The sequence below is a fragment of the Catellatospora coxensis genome, assembly GCF_016862635.1.
Classification (GTDB): Bacteria; Actinomycetota; Actinomycetes; order Mycobacteriales; family Micromonosporaceae; genus Catellatospora; species Catellatospora coxensis.
In genome coordinates this window covers 1-14,705 of sequence record NZ_BONI01000134.1, presented here as the reverse complement: position 1 = coordinate 14,705, position 14,705 = coordinate 1, and the positions used below count along the sequence as shown (strand labels likewise).

The following is a 14,705-nucleotide window of genomic DNA, read 5'->3' as shown; positions in this document are numbered from 1 at the left end:
CCCGGCAGGTTGTAGATCACGAACTGGGCCACCAGCGGGCCGCTGCCCGCGTTGTACTGGCGCAGCGCCTCGTCGAGGTGGTCCTCCAGGCCCATCGAGCCGTTCGAGCTGCTGCTCGAGGTGCCCTCGATCGCCGCGATCCGGTCCAGCCACACGGCGGTGGACAGGCTGGAGACCCGGCTGCCGCCGGTCACGGAGGCAGCCTTCGCGCTCCACTCCGGGTTCACGTAGCCGCGGGCCCCCGAGTACGGGTTGTCGACCTTCACACCGGGCACGGTCGGGCTCGGCGACGTACTCGGGCTGCTGCTCGGGCTCGGGCTCGCGCTCGGGCTGGCCGACGCGCTCGGGCTGGCACTCGGGCTCGCGCTGGCGCTCGGCGAGGCGCTCGGGCTGGTGGGCGTGCTCGGGCTCGCGGTCGGGGTGACCCCGCCGACGGTGCACGCGACGTTGTTCAGGGTGAACGCGGTCGGCTTCGGGTTGCTGCCGGTCCAGCGGCCGTTGAAGCCGATGCTGGTCGACGCGCCGGTGCCGAGGCTGCCGTTCCAGGACAGGTTGGTCGCGGTGACGTTCGCGCCGGAGGCGGTCCAGTTCGCCGACCAGCCCTGAGTGAACGTCTGCCCGCCCGGGAAGGCGAACTTCAGGGTCCAGCTGGTGATCGCGTCACCGGTGTTCTTGACCACCACGGTGCCGGTGAAGCCGCCGGTGCCGGCGCCCTCACTCCAGTCGTTCGTGGTGTACGTGATGTCGCAGCCGGGGGCGGCGTGCGCCATGGTCGCGGGAATCGTGACGAGGCCGGCGAACACCAGGGTGCTCGCGCCGGTCAGCGCGACGACTTTGCGCCTTCCGGTCAGCCGGATCGGGAATTTCATACCATCTCCTTGGGCGGTGACCGTGGCCCGATCAGGGCACGGTGTAGACCCGCGGTCACGGCCCGAGAGGACGGCCGCGCTGAGGGTCGCAGGTGGTACGTACGCCCGGCCCGGCCAGGCGCGATGTGATCGACCGGATCGCTCCGGTGGTACCTCCGCCGTCCCGGTGACCCGGGTGCCCTCGGCGGCATAGCTCGCGTGGGCGCGCTCCCATACGCGAACGGGCTTATGTTTGCATAGTCGTAACCCGCACACAACACTTCGATCATTTTATTTGGAAGCGCTCCCATCAAGGGTGGCTCCCGTCCCTGCCGACGGCCGGTCGAAGGGCGGGCCGGACCGCGGGCGCGGCTCCCGGACGACCGCGACCCGCTCCGGCCAGATACCGCACGACTCCGAACCGGGCGATCCGGTAGCCTGAGCGGTCGAGGGCTGCTAGCTCAATGGCAGAGCTGCGGACTTTTAATCCGTAGGTTCAGGGTTCGAGTCCCTGGCGGCCCACCAACGCACCACGTCGAGGGCCCTCCCGGAGCACCGGGAGGGCCCTCGACAGCTCCGGCGGCACGACGTGGCGCACGCCCGATCTGTCAATCCGGCGAGACGCCAGCCCCTGAATCGGGCCACAGCTTCAGCGGCTCCAGCGCATGGACCACCGCCATTGCTTCGTCGACCTCTCCCCGGCGAAGCAGCATCTCTGCCAGGTCGTTGCCGACGAAGTGGGATGTGGCGCGCGGCCGGAGCAGCGCGATCGCCTCGTCGGTCCGGCCCAGGTCATCCAGTGTCTGGGCTGCCAGCTGCAAGAAGCCGTCCTCTCCGGCTTGCGGATGTGCCCGTACGCGGGCGAGGGCCTCCTCGCTTCGCCCGCACTCGGCGAGCAGCCAGAGCCGATCACGGAAGAGCTCCTCGGGGCCGAATTCCCGCTCCAGCTCGTCCAGGTGGCCCAGCGCGTCCTCGGGCCGTTCCGCCTCGACCAGGAGTGTCCACAGGTGGTGCCGCGTGCACCCGTGCGCTGCCCCTTCCGCCCGGACAGCCGTGTGCAGCACCTCGACCGCCTCCTCGCCGCGGCCGTGCCGACGGAGCAGTTCGGCCAGCGCGGATGCCGCGTTGATGTTGCCGGCGTCGGTGAAGGCACGCAGCGTGTCCACCGCTTCCGCCAGCCGGTTCTGCTCCTCCAGCAGGTTCGCCAGGCGGTAGGCGGCGTGCTCCCGTCCCTCCCCGGCCACGAGATCCCGCAACTCCGATTCCCGGCCGGCTTTGTGGAGGAGGTCGGCCAGGTGTTCGATCTGGTTGACCGACGTTCGCCGGACTCTGCGCAGCAGGGCGATCGCCTCGTCCGACCGGCCCTGCCGGTCCAGCACGGTCGCCAGCGACTCCGCCGCGTTCCACGGTTTGGCCTGCCACCTGTCGGGATGGCGCTCCACGGCGGCCACCAGGGTCTCCAGCTCGGCGATGACGTCCTCGTCGCGCCCCTGACCCTCGGTCGCCTCGACCAGGTTCGATGCCATCCACCAGTCGTCGAGGCGCGGACGGAGCAGGGCGAACACCTCGTCGACCTGGCCGAGTCGGCCGAGCAGGGCAGCCAGCCGGTGCACCGCGCTACGTTCGCCGGCGGCGGCGTACGGCCGCACGAACGCGACCGCCTCCTCCAGACCGTAGGAGGCCTCCAGGACGGCGGCCGTCTTGTCGGCCGCGCCGTTCCACCGATCCGGCCGGACGAACGTGCGGCATACCGCCAGAGCGGCCTCCGCCTCGCCGCGGCGTACCAGCTCGTCGATGAGTGCCGCGCCGCAGCGCCAGTCGCCCCTGTCCGCCTCCGCGCGCAACGTGTCGAGGCAGTCGCGCTCCACGAGCAGCCGCACCATGCCGTACGGGACGTACGTGCTCTCATCCATGAGCCGGCAAGCTACCGGCCCCTTCTGATACTTCCGTCAGAACGCGTACGCCGTGACGTCCGCGACGACCACCGTCACGTTGTCCGGCGCACCGGCCGCGAGCGCCAGCTTGATCAGCCGGTCCGCGATCGCCTCCGCGTCGGTGTACCCGCGCAGCGCCTCGCCCAGCGCCTCGTCCGTGACGATGTCGGACAGGCCGTCGCTGCACAGCAGCAGCCGGTCGCCGATCTCCAGGGTCAACGTCGTGACCGTCGGCGTGAACTCCCGCCCCTGCACCGCCTGCGTGATGATCGAGCGGTGCGGGTGGTGCCGGACCTCCTCGGGGGCGAGCAGCCCGCGCTCGACCATCGCCTGAACCAGCGTGTCGTCCACGGTGAGCTGGTGCAGCCGGCCGCCGCGCATCAGGTACGCCCGGGAGTCGCCGACGTGGAGCAGGGTCGCGTCGTCCGGGCCGAGCAGCACCGCGGTGAGCGTCGTGCCCATACCGTCGATGGCGGGTTCGGCCTCGATGGCTTCGCGGATGCGGCGGTTCGCGACCGCGAGTTCGGCCAGCAGCGCGTCCGCGCCGTTGCGGGTGTTGTCCTGCTCCAGCGGGGCCAGGGTCTCGATGACGATCCGGCTGGCCACCTCTCCCGATGGGGAGCCGCCGACGCCGTCGGCCACCGCCACGAAGCGCCTGCCCGCGTACGCCGAGTCCTCGTTGTTCTCGCGGACGAGTCCGGCATCGGTGCGGGCGACGGCGTGCAGGCTCAGGGTCATGGTGCATAGCCTGCCTACTGAGACGCGGTTTGTCTTTAAGCAGTAGTACTTATCCCGGCGAGCGCTGGGGCGCCGGGTGCCTGCCGGCCGCCGACCGTACCCGGTCTCAACCGTGCTGAGCTGCGTTTTTCTCGGCAGGCCGGGGGAGGGGGCCGCCCGTCGGCGGTTCGGTTCTGTCCGGACCCGGCGGCTGCGGCGTGTCCGACACCACTCGGCGCGGATCCGCGTCAGCCGCCTGGGCGCGGTCCGGGCGGATCGGCATCGCCACGCCGCGTTGCGGCGCCGTGCCGGGCCTGACCGCATGCAGGTCAGCAGAAGCGCTCGTGACGTTGGTACGTATGGTGAAGCGATGACGCCGGTGCCGATGGTGGGACGCGCGGCCGAGCTGGCGGAGCTCGTCCGGCGCTGGTCGCACGTCAGCGGCGGCGGTCCGGCCCCGGCGGCGGTCGTGTCGATCACCGGCGCGGCGGGTGTCGGCAAGTCCCGCCTGGTCACGAGCGTGCTCGCGGCGTTGTCCCCGGGACCGGCCGCAGTGCTGTACGGCGTGGCCCGGGTGCACACCCCGGCCCCGTACGACTGGCTGGCGGCAGTACTGAGCGGCCGGGACACCCACGCCCTGCCGGTGCCCGCGGACGGCCTGGCCTGGCTGGCGCAGGACCCGCACGCGCCGAGCGAGCGGTACGCGCCCGGCGCGCTGCTGCGGCTCGCGGTGCGTACGGTGCGGGCGCTGGTCGGCGCCGGTCCGGCGGTGCTGGTGGTGGAGGATCTGCACGCGCTGGACCCGGCCAGCCTCAATCTCGTCGGCGAGCTGGCCGCCGCGCCCGACCTGCCGGCGCTGCTCCTGGTGACGAGCCGCCCGCCGGAGACCGCGGACTCGCCGGAGCTGGTGGCGCGGACGCTCGCCCGGCTGTCGGGCGCGCCGGGGGCGGTACGCCAGCACCTGGGCCCGCTCGGACCGGCCGACGTCGCGGAGATCGTCCGGCAGGTGCACGGCGCGATCCCCGAACATCTGGCCGGGGCGGTCTGCGAGCGGACCGGCGGCAACCCGTACTGGCTGGTCGAGCTGCTCGCGGCGACGGCCGGGCGGGGTCCGCAGGCGCTGCTCGACGAGCCGCTCCCGGGCCACCTGCGGCGCGGTCCGGCGCCGGTCGCGGCCGAGCGGGACTGCCGTGAGCGGCCGGCGGAGCTGACCGCGCGGGAGCAGGAGGTGCTCAGCTGCCTGGCCGCCGGCATGTCGAACAAGCAGATGGCACGCACGCTGGACATCTCGATCCGGACCGTCGCGGTGCACGTGTCGAACCTGCTTCGCAAGACGGGTTCGGCCTCCCGGACCGAGGCCGCGCTGTGGGCGGTACGCCGGGGCTGACCGGCTGGGCGGGTTCGCCGCACGCCGCCGGGCGAACGCGAGACATCCGACTTACGCGATTTGCACCATTTACTTCGCTAAGCTGACCACGCGCCCGTGCCGTCTACCCAGGGGGACCAGTGCAGCTCACGTTCATCCGCAAGACAGTGCTGTCCGGGGACACCAACTGCCCGTCGCTGTACCGCACCGACCGGGACACGTTCGTGGTCCAGGGGTGGCGGGTCACCGACCCGGAGGCCCTGCGCCAGCTCGACATCCCGGCGCACGAGACCGTCGTCGAGGTCCCCTCCGACGTGCTCGCCGAGATAGCCCGCCAGCTCTGAGAACGTCGCCCGAGCGTTAAGAAGGGCACCTTCTACAACGCTCCGCGTTGTAGAAGGTGCCCTTCTTTTGCTCGTTCAGTCTTCGAGCTCTTCGACGAGGTCTTCGTCGGAGCGGCGGGAGCGGCGACGGCGGCGGATGGAGGGCATCGCCATGACGAAGCCGACCTCGCGGCGGCGGCGGTAGTAGTGGCGGCGGCGCGGGCCGGCGATGGCGTACACGATCGATGTGATGACACCGAAGACGACGTAGACGCCGAGGATGACGATGCCGCCGGCCTCCTTGATGCCGAAGACGGAGCCGTCGCCGAACAGCGGCAGGATCAGCATGGCCAGCACCAGCCAGGTGATCATGCCCCAGACCAGGCCGACACCGACCGCGGGCACGATCTGGCCGCGGATGAACTTGCCGACGAACGCGCCGAACAGGCCGCCGGCCGCGCCCGCGACCATCAGCACCATGACCCATGCGGTCGAGGCCTCGACCTCGCCGACGAGCTGGGCGTACGGCTTGATGTGGCCGGTGATCTGCAGCGCGAGGGCCAGGAACAGGCCGCCGGCGACACCGCCGACCACACCGGCGCCGGTGCGGCTGACCAGGTTCACCTGAGGGGTGTATTCACTCATGATCGAGCTCCGGAGAGGTTGAGGGATCGCGGGCGAACCCTACAACGTCCGGGCAAGCCGCACCTAACCATTGTCTCCTATGTGATCTGAGCCGGGCGGCCTCGCCGACATGCCCGGACCGGGCACATCGGATGCGAGTTCGTTGGCACATCAAACTATTGACATGCCTGTGACGGGCGTGTGAACCTCTCCACGGGACCGGTGCGCGCAGCCGAGGGCAGTCCCGCGCAAACGCATACGCACGTTCTGTCGCCGTTGCCGGCACAGGCGGTGCGGCGGTTGTCACTGCCCGGGCCCGCCCCGCCATCTGTGCGCCAGCGGCACCCGTCCCCACTGGAGTGCCACAGATGCAACCCCGTGCCCGAAGAACCCGCACCCTCGCCGGCACCCTCGCCGCCACCCTGACGGCGGGCGCGCTGGCGGTCGTCACCCAGCTCGCCGGGGGCACCCCGGCCGTGGCGGCCGCGTCCGAGCCGTACACCTGGAAGAACGTCCGTATCGACGGTGGCGGGTTCGTGCCCGGCATCATCTTCAACCAGACCGAGCAGAACCTGATCTACGCGCGCACCGACATCGGCGGCGCGTACCGCTGGAACCAGTCCACCGGCAGCTGGATCCCCCTGCTGGACTGGGCCGGCTGGGACCACTGGAACTACAACGGCGTGTTGAGCCTGGCCACCGACCCGGTGCAGACCAACAAGGTGTACGCCGCCGTCGGCATGTACCTCAACAGCTGGGACCCGAACAACGGGGCGATCCTGCGCTCCTCGGACAAGGGCGCGACCTGGGCCGCCACCACGCTGCCGTTCAAGGTCGGCGGCAACATGCCCGGCCGCGGCATGGGCGAGCGCCTGGCCATCGACCCGAACCGCAACAGCACCCTCTACTTCGGCGCGGAGGCCGGCAACGGCCTGTGGCGCAGCACCGACTCCGGCGTGACCTGGGCGAAGGTTACCAACTTCCCGAACGCCGGCAACTACGTGCAGGACCCGGCGGACACGAACAACTACCTGAACTTCAGCCAGGGCATCGGCTGGGTGGCGTTCGACAAGTCCACCGGCACCGCGGGCAACACCACGCAGACGATCTACGTCGGCGTCGCGGACCTGCAGAACACCGTGTACCGCAGCCTCAACGGCGGCACCAGCTGGGAGCGGGTCGCGAACCAGCCCACCGGCTACCTCGCGCACCAGGGCGAGATCGCGGGCGGCTACCTCTACATCACCACCAGCGACAAGGGCGGCCCGTACGACGGCGGCCACGGCGACGTGTGGAAGATGCAGCTGTCGACCGGCACGTGGACCCAGATCAGCCCGGTCCCGTCCAGCGACACGAACAACAACTACTTCGGCTACTCGGGCCTGTCGATCGACAAGCAGAACCCGAACACGCTGATGGTCACCGGCTACAGCTCCTGGTACCCGGACACGTTCATCTGGCGCAGCACCGACGGCGGCGCGACCTGGCGGCAGTTCTACGACTACGCCTGGCCGAACCGGACCAACCGCTACACGCTGAACATCTCCGGCGTGCCGTGGCTGGACTTCAACGAGCAGAAGTCGGCCCCCGAGCAGTCGCCGAAGCTGGGCTGGATGACCGAGGCGCTGGAGATCGACCCGTTCAACTCCAACCGCATGCTGTTCGGCACCGGCGCGACGATCTACGGCACCACCAACATGACCGCCCTGGACACCGGCGGCACGGTCGCGCTGAGCCCGTTCATCAAGGGCCTGGAGGAGACCGCGGTGCTGGACCTGATCAGCCCGCCCACCGGCACCTCCCCGCTGATCTCCGGCGTCGGCGACATCGGCGGCTTCCGGCACACCAACCTGGACGTGGTCCCGGACATGTTCGACATGCCGTACTTCGGCAGCACGAACAGCCTCGACTACGCCGAGCTGAACCCGAGCTACGTGGTCCGGGTCGGCAAGGGCGCGCGCACCGCCAACGGGCAGACCAACATCGGCGTGTCCAGCGACGGCGGCGCGAACTGGTGGTCGGGCAGCTCGCCCAGCGGCGCGCAGGGCGGCACCGTCGCGCTGAACGCCAACGGCACCCGCGTGGTCTGGAGCACCGAGGCCAACGGCGTCTTCTACGCCACCAGCTTCGGCGGCGGCTTCAGCCAGGCGAGCGGCGTGCCCGCCACGGCGAAGGTCGAGTCGGACCGGGTCAACCCGAACAAGTTCTACGCCCTGTACAACGGCACGTTCTACGTCAGCACCAACGGCGGGCAGAGCTTCACCAGCACCGCCACCGGGCTGGGCGCGACCGGCAACTTCAAGGCGATGCCGGGCGTCGAGGGCGAGCTCTGGCTGGCCGGGGAGACCGGCGTGTACCGGTCGACCAACTCGGGCATGTCGTTCACCAAGTTCGCGGCGTCGGCCAGCGGCGTGGGCATCGGCTTCGGCAAGGCCGCGCCGGGACGCACCAACATGGCGGTCTACACCATGGCCACCATCGACGGCGTACGCGGCGTGTACCGCTCCAACGACGTCGGCGCGACCTGGGTCCGCATCAACGACGCCCAGCACCAGTACGGCAACGCCGGTGACGCGATCACCGGTGACCCGCGCACGTACGGCCGCGTCTACCTGGGCACCAACGGCCGCGGCATCATCTACGGCGACGCCACGGTGACCCCGTCGAGCCCGCCGCCGAGCCCGTCCTCCTCCGCCTCGGCCTCGCCGTCCGCGTCGGCCTCGCCCAGCGCGTCGCCGAGCGCGTCCGCGTCGCCCTCACCGTCCGCGTCGCCGTCGCCCAGCCCGTCCGGGCCGGGCGGCAAGGCGTGCACGGCGACGTACAAGGTGCTCAACTCCTGGCCCGGCGGGTTCACCGGCGAGCTGAAGGTGACCAGCACCGGCACGGTCGCCACGTCCGGCTGGCGGGTCAACTTCACCTTCACCGCCGGACAGGTGATCTCGCAGATGTGGGGCGGCATCAAGACCCAGACCGGGTCCGCGGTGCAGGCCGTCAACGAGGGCTACAACGGCGTGCTCGCGCCCACCACCAGCACCACGGCGGGCTTCAACGCCTCCTGGAACAACAGCTCCAACCCGATCCCGTCGCCGGTGACCTGCACGGCGCTGTGATCGCCCCCTGAGAACCGAGGCGTCCCTCTCCCACGGGAGGGACGCCTCGCTCGTGCACGGAGAGGAAGCAGATGAACGAGGCACGGATCTCCCGCCGCGGCCTGCTCGGCGGCGCGGTGGGTGTCGGCGCGGCCGCCGGGGCGGCGCTGCTCGGCGCACCGGCGCTGGCCGGCGGGCAGGGCTACCGCTGGGACAACGTCGAGATCGTCGGGGGCGGCTTCGTCCCCGGGATCGTGTTCAACCAGTCCGAACCCGGCCTGGTGTACGCCCGCACCGACATCGGCGGCGCGTACCGCTGGCAGCCGTCCACCGGCCGCTGGACGCCGCTGCTGGACTGGGTGGGCTGGGAGAGGTGGGGCTGGTCCGGCGTGGCCAGCCTGGCGACCGACGCCCGTGACCCGGACCGGGTGTACGCGGCCGTCGGGACGTACACCAACGACTGGGACCCGAACCCCGGGGCGGTCCTGCGCTCGCGCGACCGGGGCCGCACCTGGAAGGTCACCGAGCTGCCGTTCAAGCTCGGCGGCAACATGCCCGGCCGGGGCATGGGCGAGCGCCTGGCGATCGACCCGAACCGCAACGAGGTGCTCTACCTGGGCGCGCCGAGCGGGCACGGGCTGTGGCGCAGCACCGACCACGGCGAGCGCTGGGCGCAGGTGAGCGCGTTCCCGAACCCGGGCACGTACCGGGCCGACCCGAACGACACCAGCGGGTACTCCAACGACCTGCAGGGCGTGGTCTGGGTGGTGTTCGACTCGCGGACCGGCACCCGGCGGCGGCGCACCCAGACGATCTACGTGGGCGTGGCTGACAAGGACAACCCGCTCTACCGCTCCACCGACGGCGGGACGACCTGGGCCGCCGTGCCGGGCGCGCCGACCGGGCACGTGCCGCACAAGGGCGTGCTCGACCACGTGGGCGGCTTCCTCTACCTGGCCACGAGTGACACCGGCGGGCCGTACGACGGCGGTTCGGGCAAGGTCTGGAAGCTCGACACCGCGACCGACACCTGGACCGACGTCACGCCGGAGAACGGCGGCTGGGGTTACTCCGGCCTGACCATCGACCGGCAGCGGCCGGGCACGCTGCTGGTGGCCACGCAGATCGCCTGGTGGCCGGACGTGGTGTTCTTCCGCACCACCGACGGCGGCGCGACCTGGACCCGGTCCTGGGACTGGGGCGCGTGGCCGAACCGGGTCAAGCGCTACGAGCTCGACATCACCGACGCGCCGTGGCTGACCTGGAACGCGACGCCGCCGCTGCCGGAGGAGGCGCCGAAGCTGGGCTGGATGACCGAGTCCCTGGAGATCGACCCGTTCGACTCGGACCGGCTGCTCTACGGCACCGGCGCGACGATCTACGCGACGGACAACCTGACCGACTGGGACACCGGCGGCACGGTGCGCATCGAGGTGCGGGCCCGGGGCCTGGAGGAGACGGCGGTGCTCGACCTGGTCAGCCCGCCGATCGGCGCGCACCTGATCTCGGCGGTCGGGGATGTGGGCGGCTTCGTGCACCACGACTTCGCCAACCCGGGGCTGATGTTCGCGAACCCGACCCACGGCAGCACCACGGGCCTGGACTTCGCCGGGCTGGCGCCGGGCACGGTGGTGCGGGTCGGCAACCCGACGGGCGGGGAACGCTTCGGCATCTCGTACGACGGCGGCGCGACCTGGACCCCCGCGGCGTCGCAGCCGGACGGCAGCACCGGCGGCGGCCGGGTCGCGGTGAACGCCGACGGCACCCGCGTGCTCTGGTCGCCTGACGGCGCGGCGGTGCACCACTCCGCAGACGGCGGCGCGACCTGGACTCCCAGCGTGGGCGTGCCCGCCGGGGCGCGGGTCGAGTCCGACCGGGTCGACCCGGCCCGGATGTACGCCTTCGCCGCCGGCGTCTTCTACGTCAGCACCGACGGCGGGGCCGGCTTCACGGCCGCGGCGACGGGTCTGCCGGCCGAGGGCGACGTGCGCTTCCACGCGGTGCCCGGGATCGCCGGGGACGTCTGGCTGGCGGGCGGCAAGACCGGCGGGGCGTACGGCATGTGGCGCTCCACCGACGGCGGCGGCACGTTCACCCGGCTCGCGGGCGTGGACGAGGCGGACAACGTGGGCTTCGGCAAGGCGGCTCCGCGCCGCTCCTACCCGGCGGTCTTCACCAGCGCGAAGGTGCGCGGGGTACGCGGCATCTTCCGCTCCGACGACGGCGGGCGGCACTGGATCCGGCTGAACGACGACCGCCACCAGTGGGCGTGGACCGGGGCGGTCGTGATCGGCGACCCGCGGGTGCACGGCCGGGTCTACGTGGGCACCAACGGCCGCGGCATCATCGTCGGCGAACCACGCTGACCTGCGTGAATGCCTCGCCACCGCACTCGGGTCGCCGGTCGGTGCAACCGGTATCGCATCGATCCGCGTGCGGTGGCGGGCTTTCCGCTACTTGTCAGATATCGGGCAAACGGCACACATCGCCAGCTGTTTGGCGTGTCAGTCCGGCCGAACGTGCCACCATGAATTCGTGCGAACCGTAATGGGGCCGACAAACCATGTGATTGTCGTCGGCGCGGGATTGGGCGGACTCTCCTGCGCCCTGCATCTTGCCGGGGCCGGCCGCGAGGTGACCGTCATCGAGCGCTCCGGCAACCCCGGCGGCCAGGTCGGCGTGCTGGAACTCGACGGGCACCGGTTCGACACCGGCCCCACGATGATCACCGCACCGGACCTGCTGGCCGAGCCGCTGGCCGCGGTCGGCGAGCACCTGCACGACTGGATCGACCTGATCCGGCTCGACCCGGCCTACCGCGCCCACTTCCCCGACGGCACCACGCTGGACGTGCACGCCGACACGGACAAGATGGTGTCGGCCATCGCGAAGCTGTGCGGCGGCAAGGAGGCCGCGGGTTACCTGCGCTTCCTGCGCTGGGCCCGGCGGCTGCAGCAGTTCGAGCGGCGCGACCCGGCCGGCCACTGGCGCACCCTGGCCACCGAGGGGGCCCGGCGGCGGCTCACCGACTTCTTCGCCGACCCGCGTACGCAGCGGCTGTTCTCCTTCCGCAACCTGTTCACCGGCCGCGACCACCAGGCCGCGTCCTACCTGGACACCGTCACCGAGGTCTGGTACCCGCGCGGCGGCATGAACACGGTCCCCCGCGCGCTGGCCGCGGCGGCCGAGAAGCACGGCGTGAACTTCCGCTACCACACCCACGTGACCTCGGTGGAGACCCGCTCGGGGCGGGCGGTGGCCGTGCACACCGCCGACGGCGAGCGGCTCACCGCCGACACCGTCGTGCTCAACCCCGACCTGCCCACCGCGTACAGCCTGCTGCCCGGCATGCCGCCGGCCCGGCTGCGCCGGCTGACCCCGTCGCCGTCGTGCGTGGTGCTGCACCTGGGCACCCGCGACGACCGCGGCGGCTACCAGCGCATCGCCCACCACAACCTGCACTTCGGCCGGTCCTGGCGGCAGACCTTCGACGAGGTCGTCAACCGCGGCGAGCTGATGAGCGACCCGTCGATCCTGGTCACCAACCCGAGCCGGACCGACCCGACGGCCGCCCCGGCCGGCCGGCAGACCTACCAGGTCGTCGCGCCCGTGCCGAACCTGCGCACCGCGCCGGTGCGCTGGGACGGGCCGATCGGCCGCCGGTACGCCGGGGAGCTGATGGCCACCCTGGAAGCCCGGGGCTACCTCGACCTCGGGGCGGACCTCGCGCTGTCCTATGTGGTCACGCCCGACGACTGGGCCCGGCTGGGCATGACCCACGGCACCCCGTTCGCCAGCGCGCACACGCTGCGGCAGACCGGTCCGATGCGACCGGGTAACCTTCACCCAACCCTGAGTAACGTCGTCTTCACCGGTTCGGGCACCCGCCCCGGCGTCGGCGTGCCCATGGTGCTGATCTCGGGCCGAGCCGCGGCCCGCCGAGTGGTCGGAGCGCGCGCATGAGGTCTCGTGAAGAGGATCTGGTCGAGCTGGTCGACGAGCACGGCACGCCCTGCGGCAAGGCCACCGTCGCCCACGCGCACACCGCGCCCGGCATCCGCCACCGCGCCTTCTCCGTGCACCTGCTCGACTCCTCCGGCCGCCTGCTGCTGCAGCAGCGCGCGGCGGTGAAGACCCGGTTCGCGCTGCGCTGGGCCAACGCCACCTGCGGCCACCCCGGTCCGGGCGAAGACCTGGTCACCGCGGCGTCGCGCCGCCTGGCCGAGGAGATCGGCGTGCGCGGCGTCACCCTCACCGAGATCGGGGTGTACGCCTACCGCGCCGTCGACCCGTCCACCGACCGCGTCGAGGACGAGTACGACCACGTGCTGCTCGGCATCGTCGGCCCCGGCTCGGAGCCCCCGCGCCCGGACCCGGCCGAGGTCGCGGCGCTGCGCTGGGTCGCCCCCGCCGACCTGCTCGCCGCACTGGACGAGCGGCCCGACGACTTCGCCCCCTGGTTGGCCGGGGTCACCGCGGTGGCCGTCCCCGCGCTCGGCGAGGTGTCCTGAACCGCAATCTGCGCCCCATTTCGCCACGGGCGTGACTGTGGCACCCTGAGGTCTCCACGGGGGTGGACCGACCTGGGGGAGCGGCGATGCAGCTGCGGCGCGCCCACGGCCTCGTCGCCGTGGTGACCGGTTTCACACTCCTGCTGGCGACCGGCTGCGGCGGCAAAGCGCCCACGGCAGCACCATCGCCCTCCGCCTCGCCCTCGCCGTCTCCGTCGCCGAGCCCTTCGCCCAGCCCCAGCCCGAGCCCGTCGGCCAGCCCCACGCCCAGCAAGGCGCCCACGACCCGGCCCACCACCGAGAAGTCGTACGTCCTGCAGCGCACCAGCGGCTCAGCCGGCGTCGCGCTGACCTTCGACGACGGGCCGCACCCCACCTGGACCCCGCGCGTGCTCGACGTGCTGCGCGCCAGGGGCGTCAAGGCGACCTTCTGCCTGGTCGGCACCCAGGTCCAGGCACACCCCGCGCTGGTCCGGCGGATCGTCGCCGAGGGCCACACCCTGTGCAACCACAGCTGGAACCACGAGTTCAAGCTCGGCACCTGGTCCGAGGCGAAGATCAGCTCGAACATGCGGGCCACCAACAACGCGATCCACGCCGCCGCGCCCGGCGTCCCGATCCGCTATTTCCGGCACCCGGGCGGAAACTGGACAGCCGCCGCCGTACGCGTCGCCCGCAGCCTGGGCATGAGCCCGCTGCACTGGACCGTCGACCCGCAGGACTGGCGCAAACCCGCCGCCTCCACCATCACCAGCCGGGTCGTCAAGGGCACCCGGGCCGGGGGCGTGGTGCTGCTCCACGACGCCGGCGGAGACCGCTCGCAGACCCTGGCCGCGCTGCCCGGCATCATCGGTGGCCTGCGCGCGAAGTACCAGTTGATCAGGCTGCCCGACACGTTCTGACCCCGATTTGGCGGAACGGCCGCTGGTCACATATGCTTTCCGAGCCTCCGGCGGGGCCGGATGGGAGCAACAGCCACCATCACAGGCAGCTGCAAGCTTTACCGCAGCTGTGTGCGATGATGGTTCGGCCGCCCTCATCGTCTAGCGGCCTAGGACGCCGCCCTTTCAAGGCGGTAGCACGGGTTCGAATCCCGTTGGGGGCACGGACCGGGGACCTGATAAGGTCTCCCGGTAGCAAGGAAGAGCAAGGCAAGTGCAAGGTCCTGTGGAGCAGTCGGAGTGCTCGCCGCCCTGTCAAGGCGGAGGTCGCGGGTTCAAGTCCCGTCAGGACCGCCAATGTTCGACCACCCCCGGTGGTTTCGGCCAGGTAGCTCAGTTGGTACGAGCGTCC

At 71.6% G+C, this 14,705-nt stretch carries 11 protein-coding genes and 3 tRNA genes; 10 read left to right on the top strand and 4 right to left on the bottom strand.

The window, feature by feature from the left end; all coding sequences use genetic code 11:
• On the bottom strand, positions 1 to 869 hold an 869-nt coding region (locus Cco03nite_RS40530; protein WP_203699362.1), incomplete at its 3' end, for a cellulose binding domain-containing protein.
• Between the two features lie 429 nt (positions 870 to 1,298).
• Between Cco03nite_RS40530 and Cco03nite_RS40525 the strand changes: the two genes are divergently transcribed.
• A tRNA-Lys gene (locus Cco03nite_RS40525) sits at positions 1,299 to 1,373 on the top strand.
• An 83-nt stretch (positions 1,374 to 1,456) separates the two neighbouring features.
• Here the strand turns inward: Cco03nite_RS40525 and Cco03nite_RS40520 are convergent.
• Positions 1,457 to 2,761, bottom strand: coding sequence for a tetratricopeptide repeat protein (locus Cco03nite_RS40520; protein ID WP_203699361.1), 1,305 nt, complete (start codon positions 2,759 to 2,761; stop codon positions 1,457 to 1,459).
• A gap of 36 nt (positions 2,762 to 2,797) precedes the next feature.
• On the bottom strand, positions 2,798 to 3,520 hold the full coding sequence (locus tag Cco03nite_RS40515) for a PP2C family protein-serine/threonine phosphatase (protein WP_203699360.1): 723 nt from the start codon (positions 3,518 to 3,520) through the stop codon (positions 2,798 to 2,800).
• A 349-nt stretch (positions 3,521 to 3,869) separates the two neighbouring features.
• Between Cco03nite_RS40515 and Cco03nite_RS40510 the strand changes: the two genes are divergently transcribed.
• Together Cco03nite_RS40510 and Cco03nite_RS40505 are read left to right on the top strand one after the other, a co-directional pair.
• The gene (locus tag Cco03nite_RS40510; RefSeq protein WP_203699359.1) at positions 3,870 to 4,886 is read left to right on the top strand and encodes a LuxR C-terminal-related transcriptional regulator; all 1,017 of its coding nucleotides are present in this window, start codon (positions 3,870 to 3,872) and stop codon (positions 4,884 to 4,886) included.
• Between the two features lie 119 nt (positions 4,887 to 5,005).
• Positions 5,006 to 5,209 (top strand): hypothetical protein, encoded by a 204-nt coding sequence (locus Cco03nite_RS40505; protein WP_203699363.1) that lies wholly within the window; start codon positions 5,006 to 5,008, stop codon positions 5,207 to 5,209.
• 75 nt (positions 5,210 to 5,284) lie between these two features.
• Here Cco03nite_RS40505 and Cco03nite_RS40500 read toward each other — a convergent pair whose 3' ends face one another.
• Positions 5,285 to 5,833 carry a hypothetical protein gene (locus Cco03nite_RS40500; protein ID WP_203699358.1) on the bottom strand — a complete coding sequence of 183 codons (549 nt, stop codon included), beginning with the start codon at positions 5,831 to 5,833 and terminating at the stop codon, positions 5,285 to 5,287.
• Positions 5,834 to 6,180: 347 nt separating this feature from the next.
• Here Cco03nite_RS40500 and Cco03nite_RS40495 point away from each other — a divergent pair, with 347 nt between their 5' ends.
• The 7 genes from Cco03nite_RS40495 to Cco03nite_RS40465 all read left to right on the top strand — a co-directional run bounded on the left by Cco03nite_RS40495 (position 6,181) and on the right by Cco03nite_RS40465 (position 14,650).
• Positions 6,181 to 8,922: a cellulose binding domain-containing protein gene (locus tag Cco03nite_RS40495; RefSeq protein ID WP_203699357.1), complete on the top strand. Its 2,742-nt coding sequence runs from the start codon at positions 6,181 to 6,183 to the stop codon at positions 8,920 to 8,922.
• Positions 8,923 to 8,993: 71 nt separating this feature from the next.
• Positions 8,994 to 11,267: a WD40/YVTN/BNR-like repeat-containing protein gene (locus Cco03nite_RS40490; RefSeq protein WP_203699356.1), complete on the top strand. Its 2,274-nt coding sequence runs from the start codon at positions 8,994 to 8,996 to the stop codon at positions 11,265 to 11,267.
• Between the two features lie 169 nt (positions 11,268 to 11,436).
• A complete protein-coding gene (gene crtI, locus Cco03nite_RS40485; protein WP_203699355.1) occupies positions 11,437 to 12,864 on the top strand; it encodes a phytoene desaturase family protein in 1,428 nt (475 codons plus the stop codon).
• The gene (gene idi / locus Cco03nite_RS40480) at positions 12,861 to 13,412 is read left to right on the top strand and encodes an isopentenyl-diphosphate Delta-isomerase (RefSeq protein WP_203699354.1); all 552 of its coding nucleotides are present in this window, start codon (positions 12,861 to 12,863) and stop codon (positions 13,410 to 13,412) included. Before crtI ends, idi begins: the two co-directional genes overlap by 4 nt.
• 86 nt (positions 13,413 to 13,498) lie before the next feature.
• A complete protein-coding gene (locus Cco03nite_RS40475) occupies positions 13,499 to 14,314 on the top strand; it encodes a polysaccharide deacetylase family protein (RefSeq protein WP_203699353.1) in 816 nt (271 codons plus the stop codon).
• A 130-nt stretch (positions 14,315 to 14,444) separates the two neighbouring features.
• Positions 14,445 to 14,517 (top strand) — tRNA-Glu (locus Cco03nite_RS40470).
• A 56-nt stretch (positions 14,518 to 14,573) separates the two neighbouring features.
• Positions 14,574 to 14,650: transfer RNA gene (locus Cco03nite_RS40465), tRNA-Asp, on the top strand.
• Positions 14,651 to 14,705: the final 55 nt, after the last annotated feature.

What these genes read in the sequence shown, in the direction of transcription:
- idi (WP_203699354.1), top strand. Translation starts at nt 12,861, where the DNA reads ATGAGGTCTCGTGAAGAGGATCTGGTCGAGCTGGTCGACGAGCACGGC.
- Cco03nite_RS40475 (WP_203699353.1), top strand. Translation starts at nt 13,499, where the DNA reads ATGCAGCTGCGGCGCGCCCACGGCCTCGTCGCCGTGGTGACCGGTTTC.
- Cco03nite_RS40495 (WP_203699357.1), top strand. Translation starts at nt 6,181, where the DNA reads ATGCAACCCCGTGCCCGAAGAACCCGCACCCTCGCCGGCACCCTCGCC.
- Cco03nite_RS40510 (WP_203699359.1), top strand. Translation starts at nt 3,870, where the DNA reads ATGACGCCGGTGCCGATGGTGGGACGCGCGGCCGAGCTGGCGGAGCTC.
- Cco03nite_RS40515 (WP_203699360.1), bottom strand. Translation starts at nt 3,520, where the DNA reads ATGACCCTGAGCCTGCACGCCGTCGCCCGCACCGATGCCGGACTCGTC.
- Cco03nite_RS40520 (WP_203699361.1), bottom strand. Translation starts at nt 2,761, where the DNA reads ATGGATGAGAGCACGTACGTCCCGTACGGCATGGTGCGGCTGCTCGTG.
- Cco03nite_RS40490 (WP_203699356.1), top strand. Translation starts at nt 8,994, where the DNA reads ATGAACGAGGCACGGATCTCCCGCCGCGGCCTGCTCGGCGGCGCGGTG.
- Cco03nite_RS40500 (WP_203699358.1), bottom strand. Translation starts at nt 5,833, where the DNA reads ATGAGTGAATACACCCCTCAGGTGAACCTGGTCAGCCGCACCGGCGCC.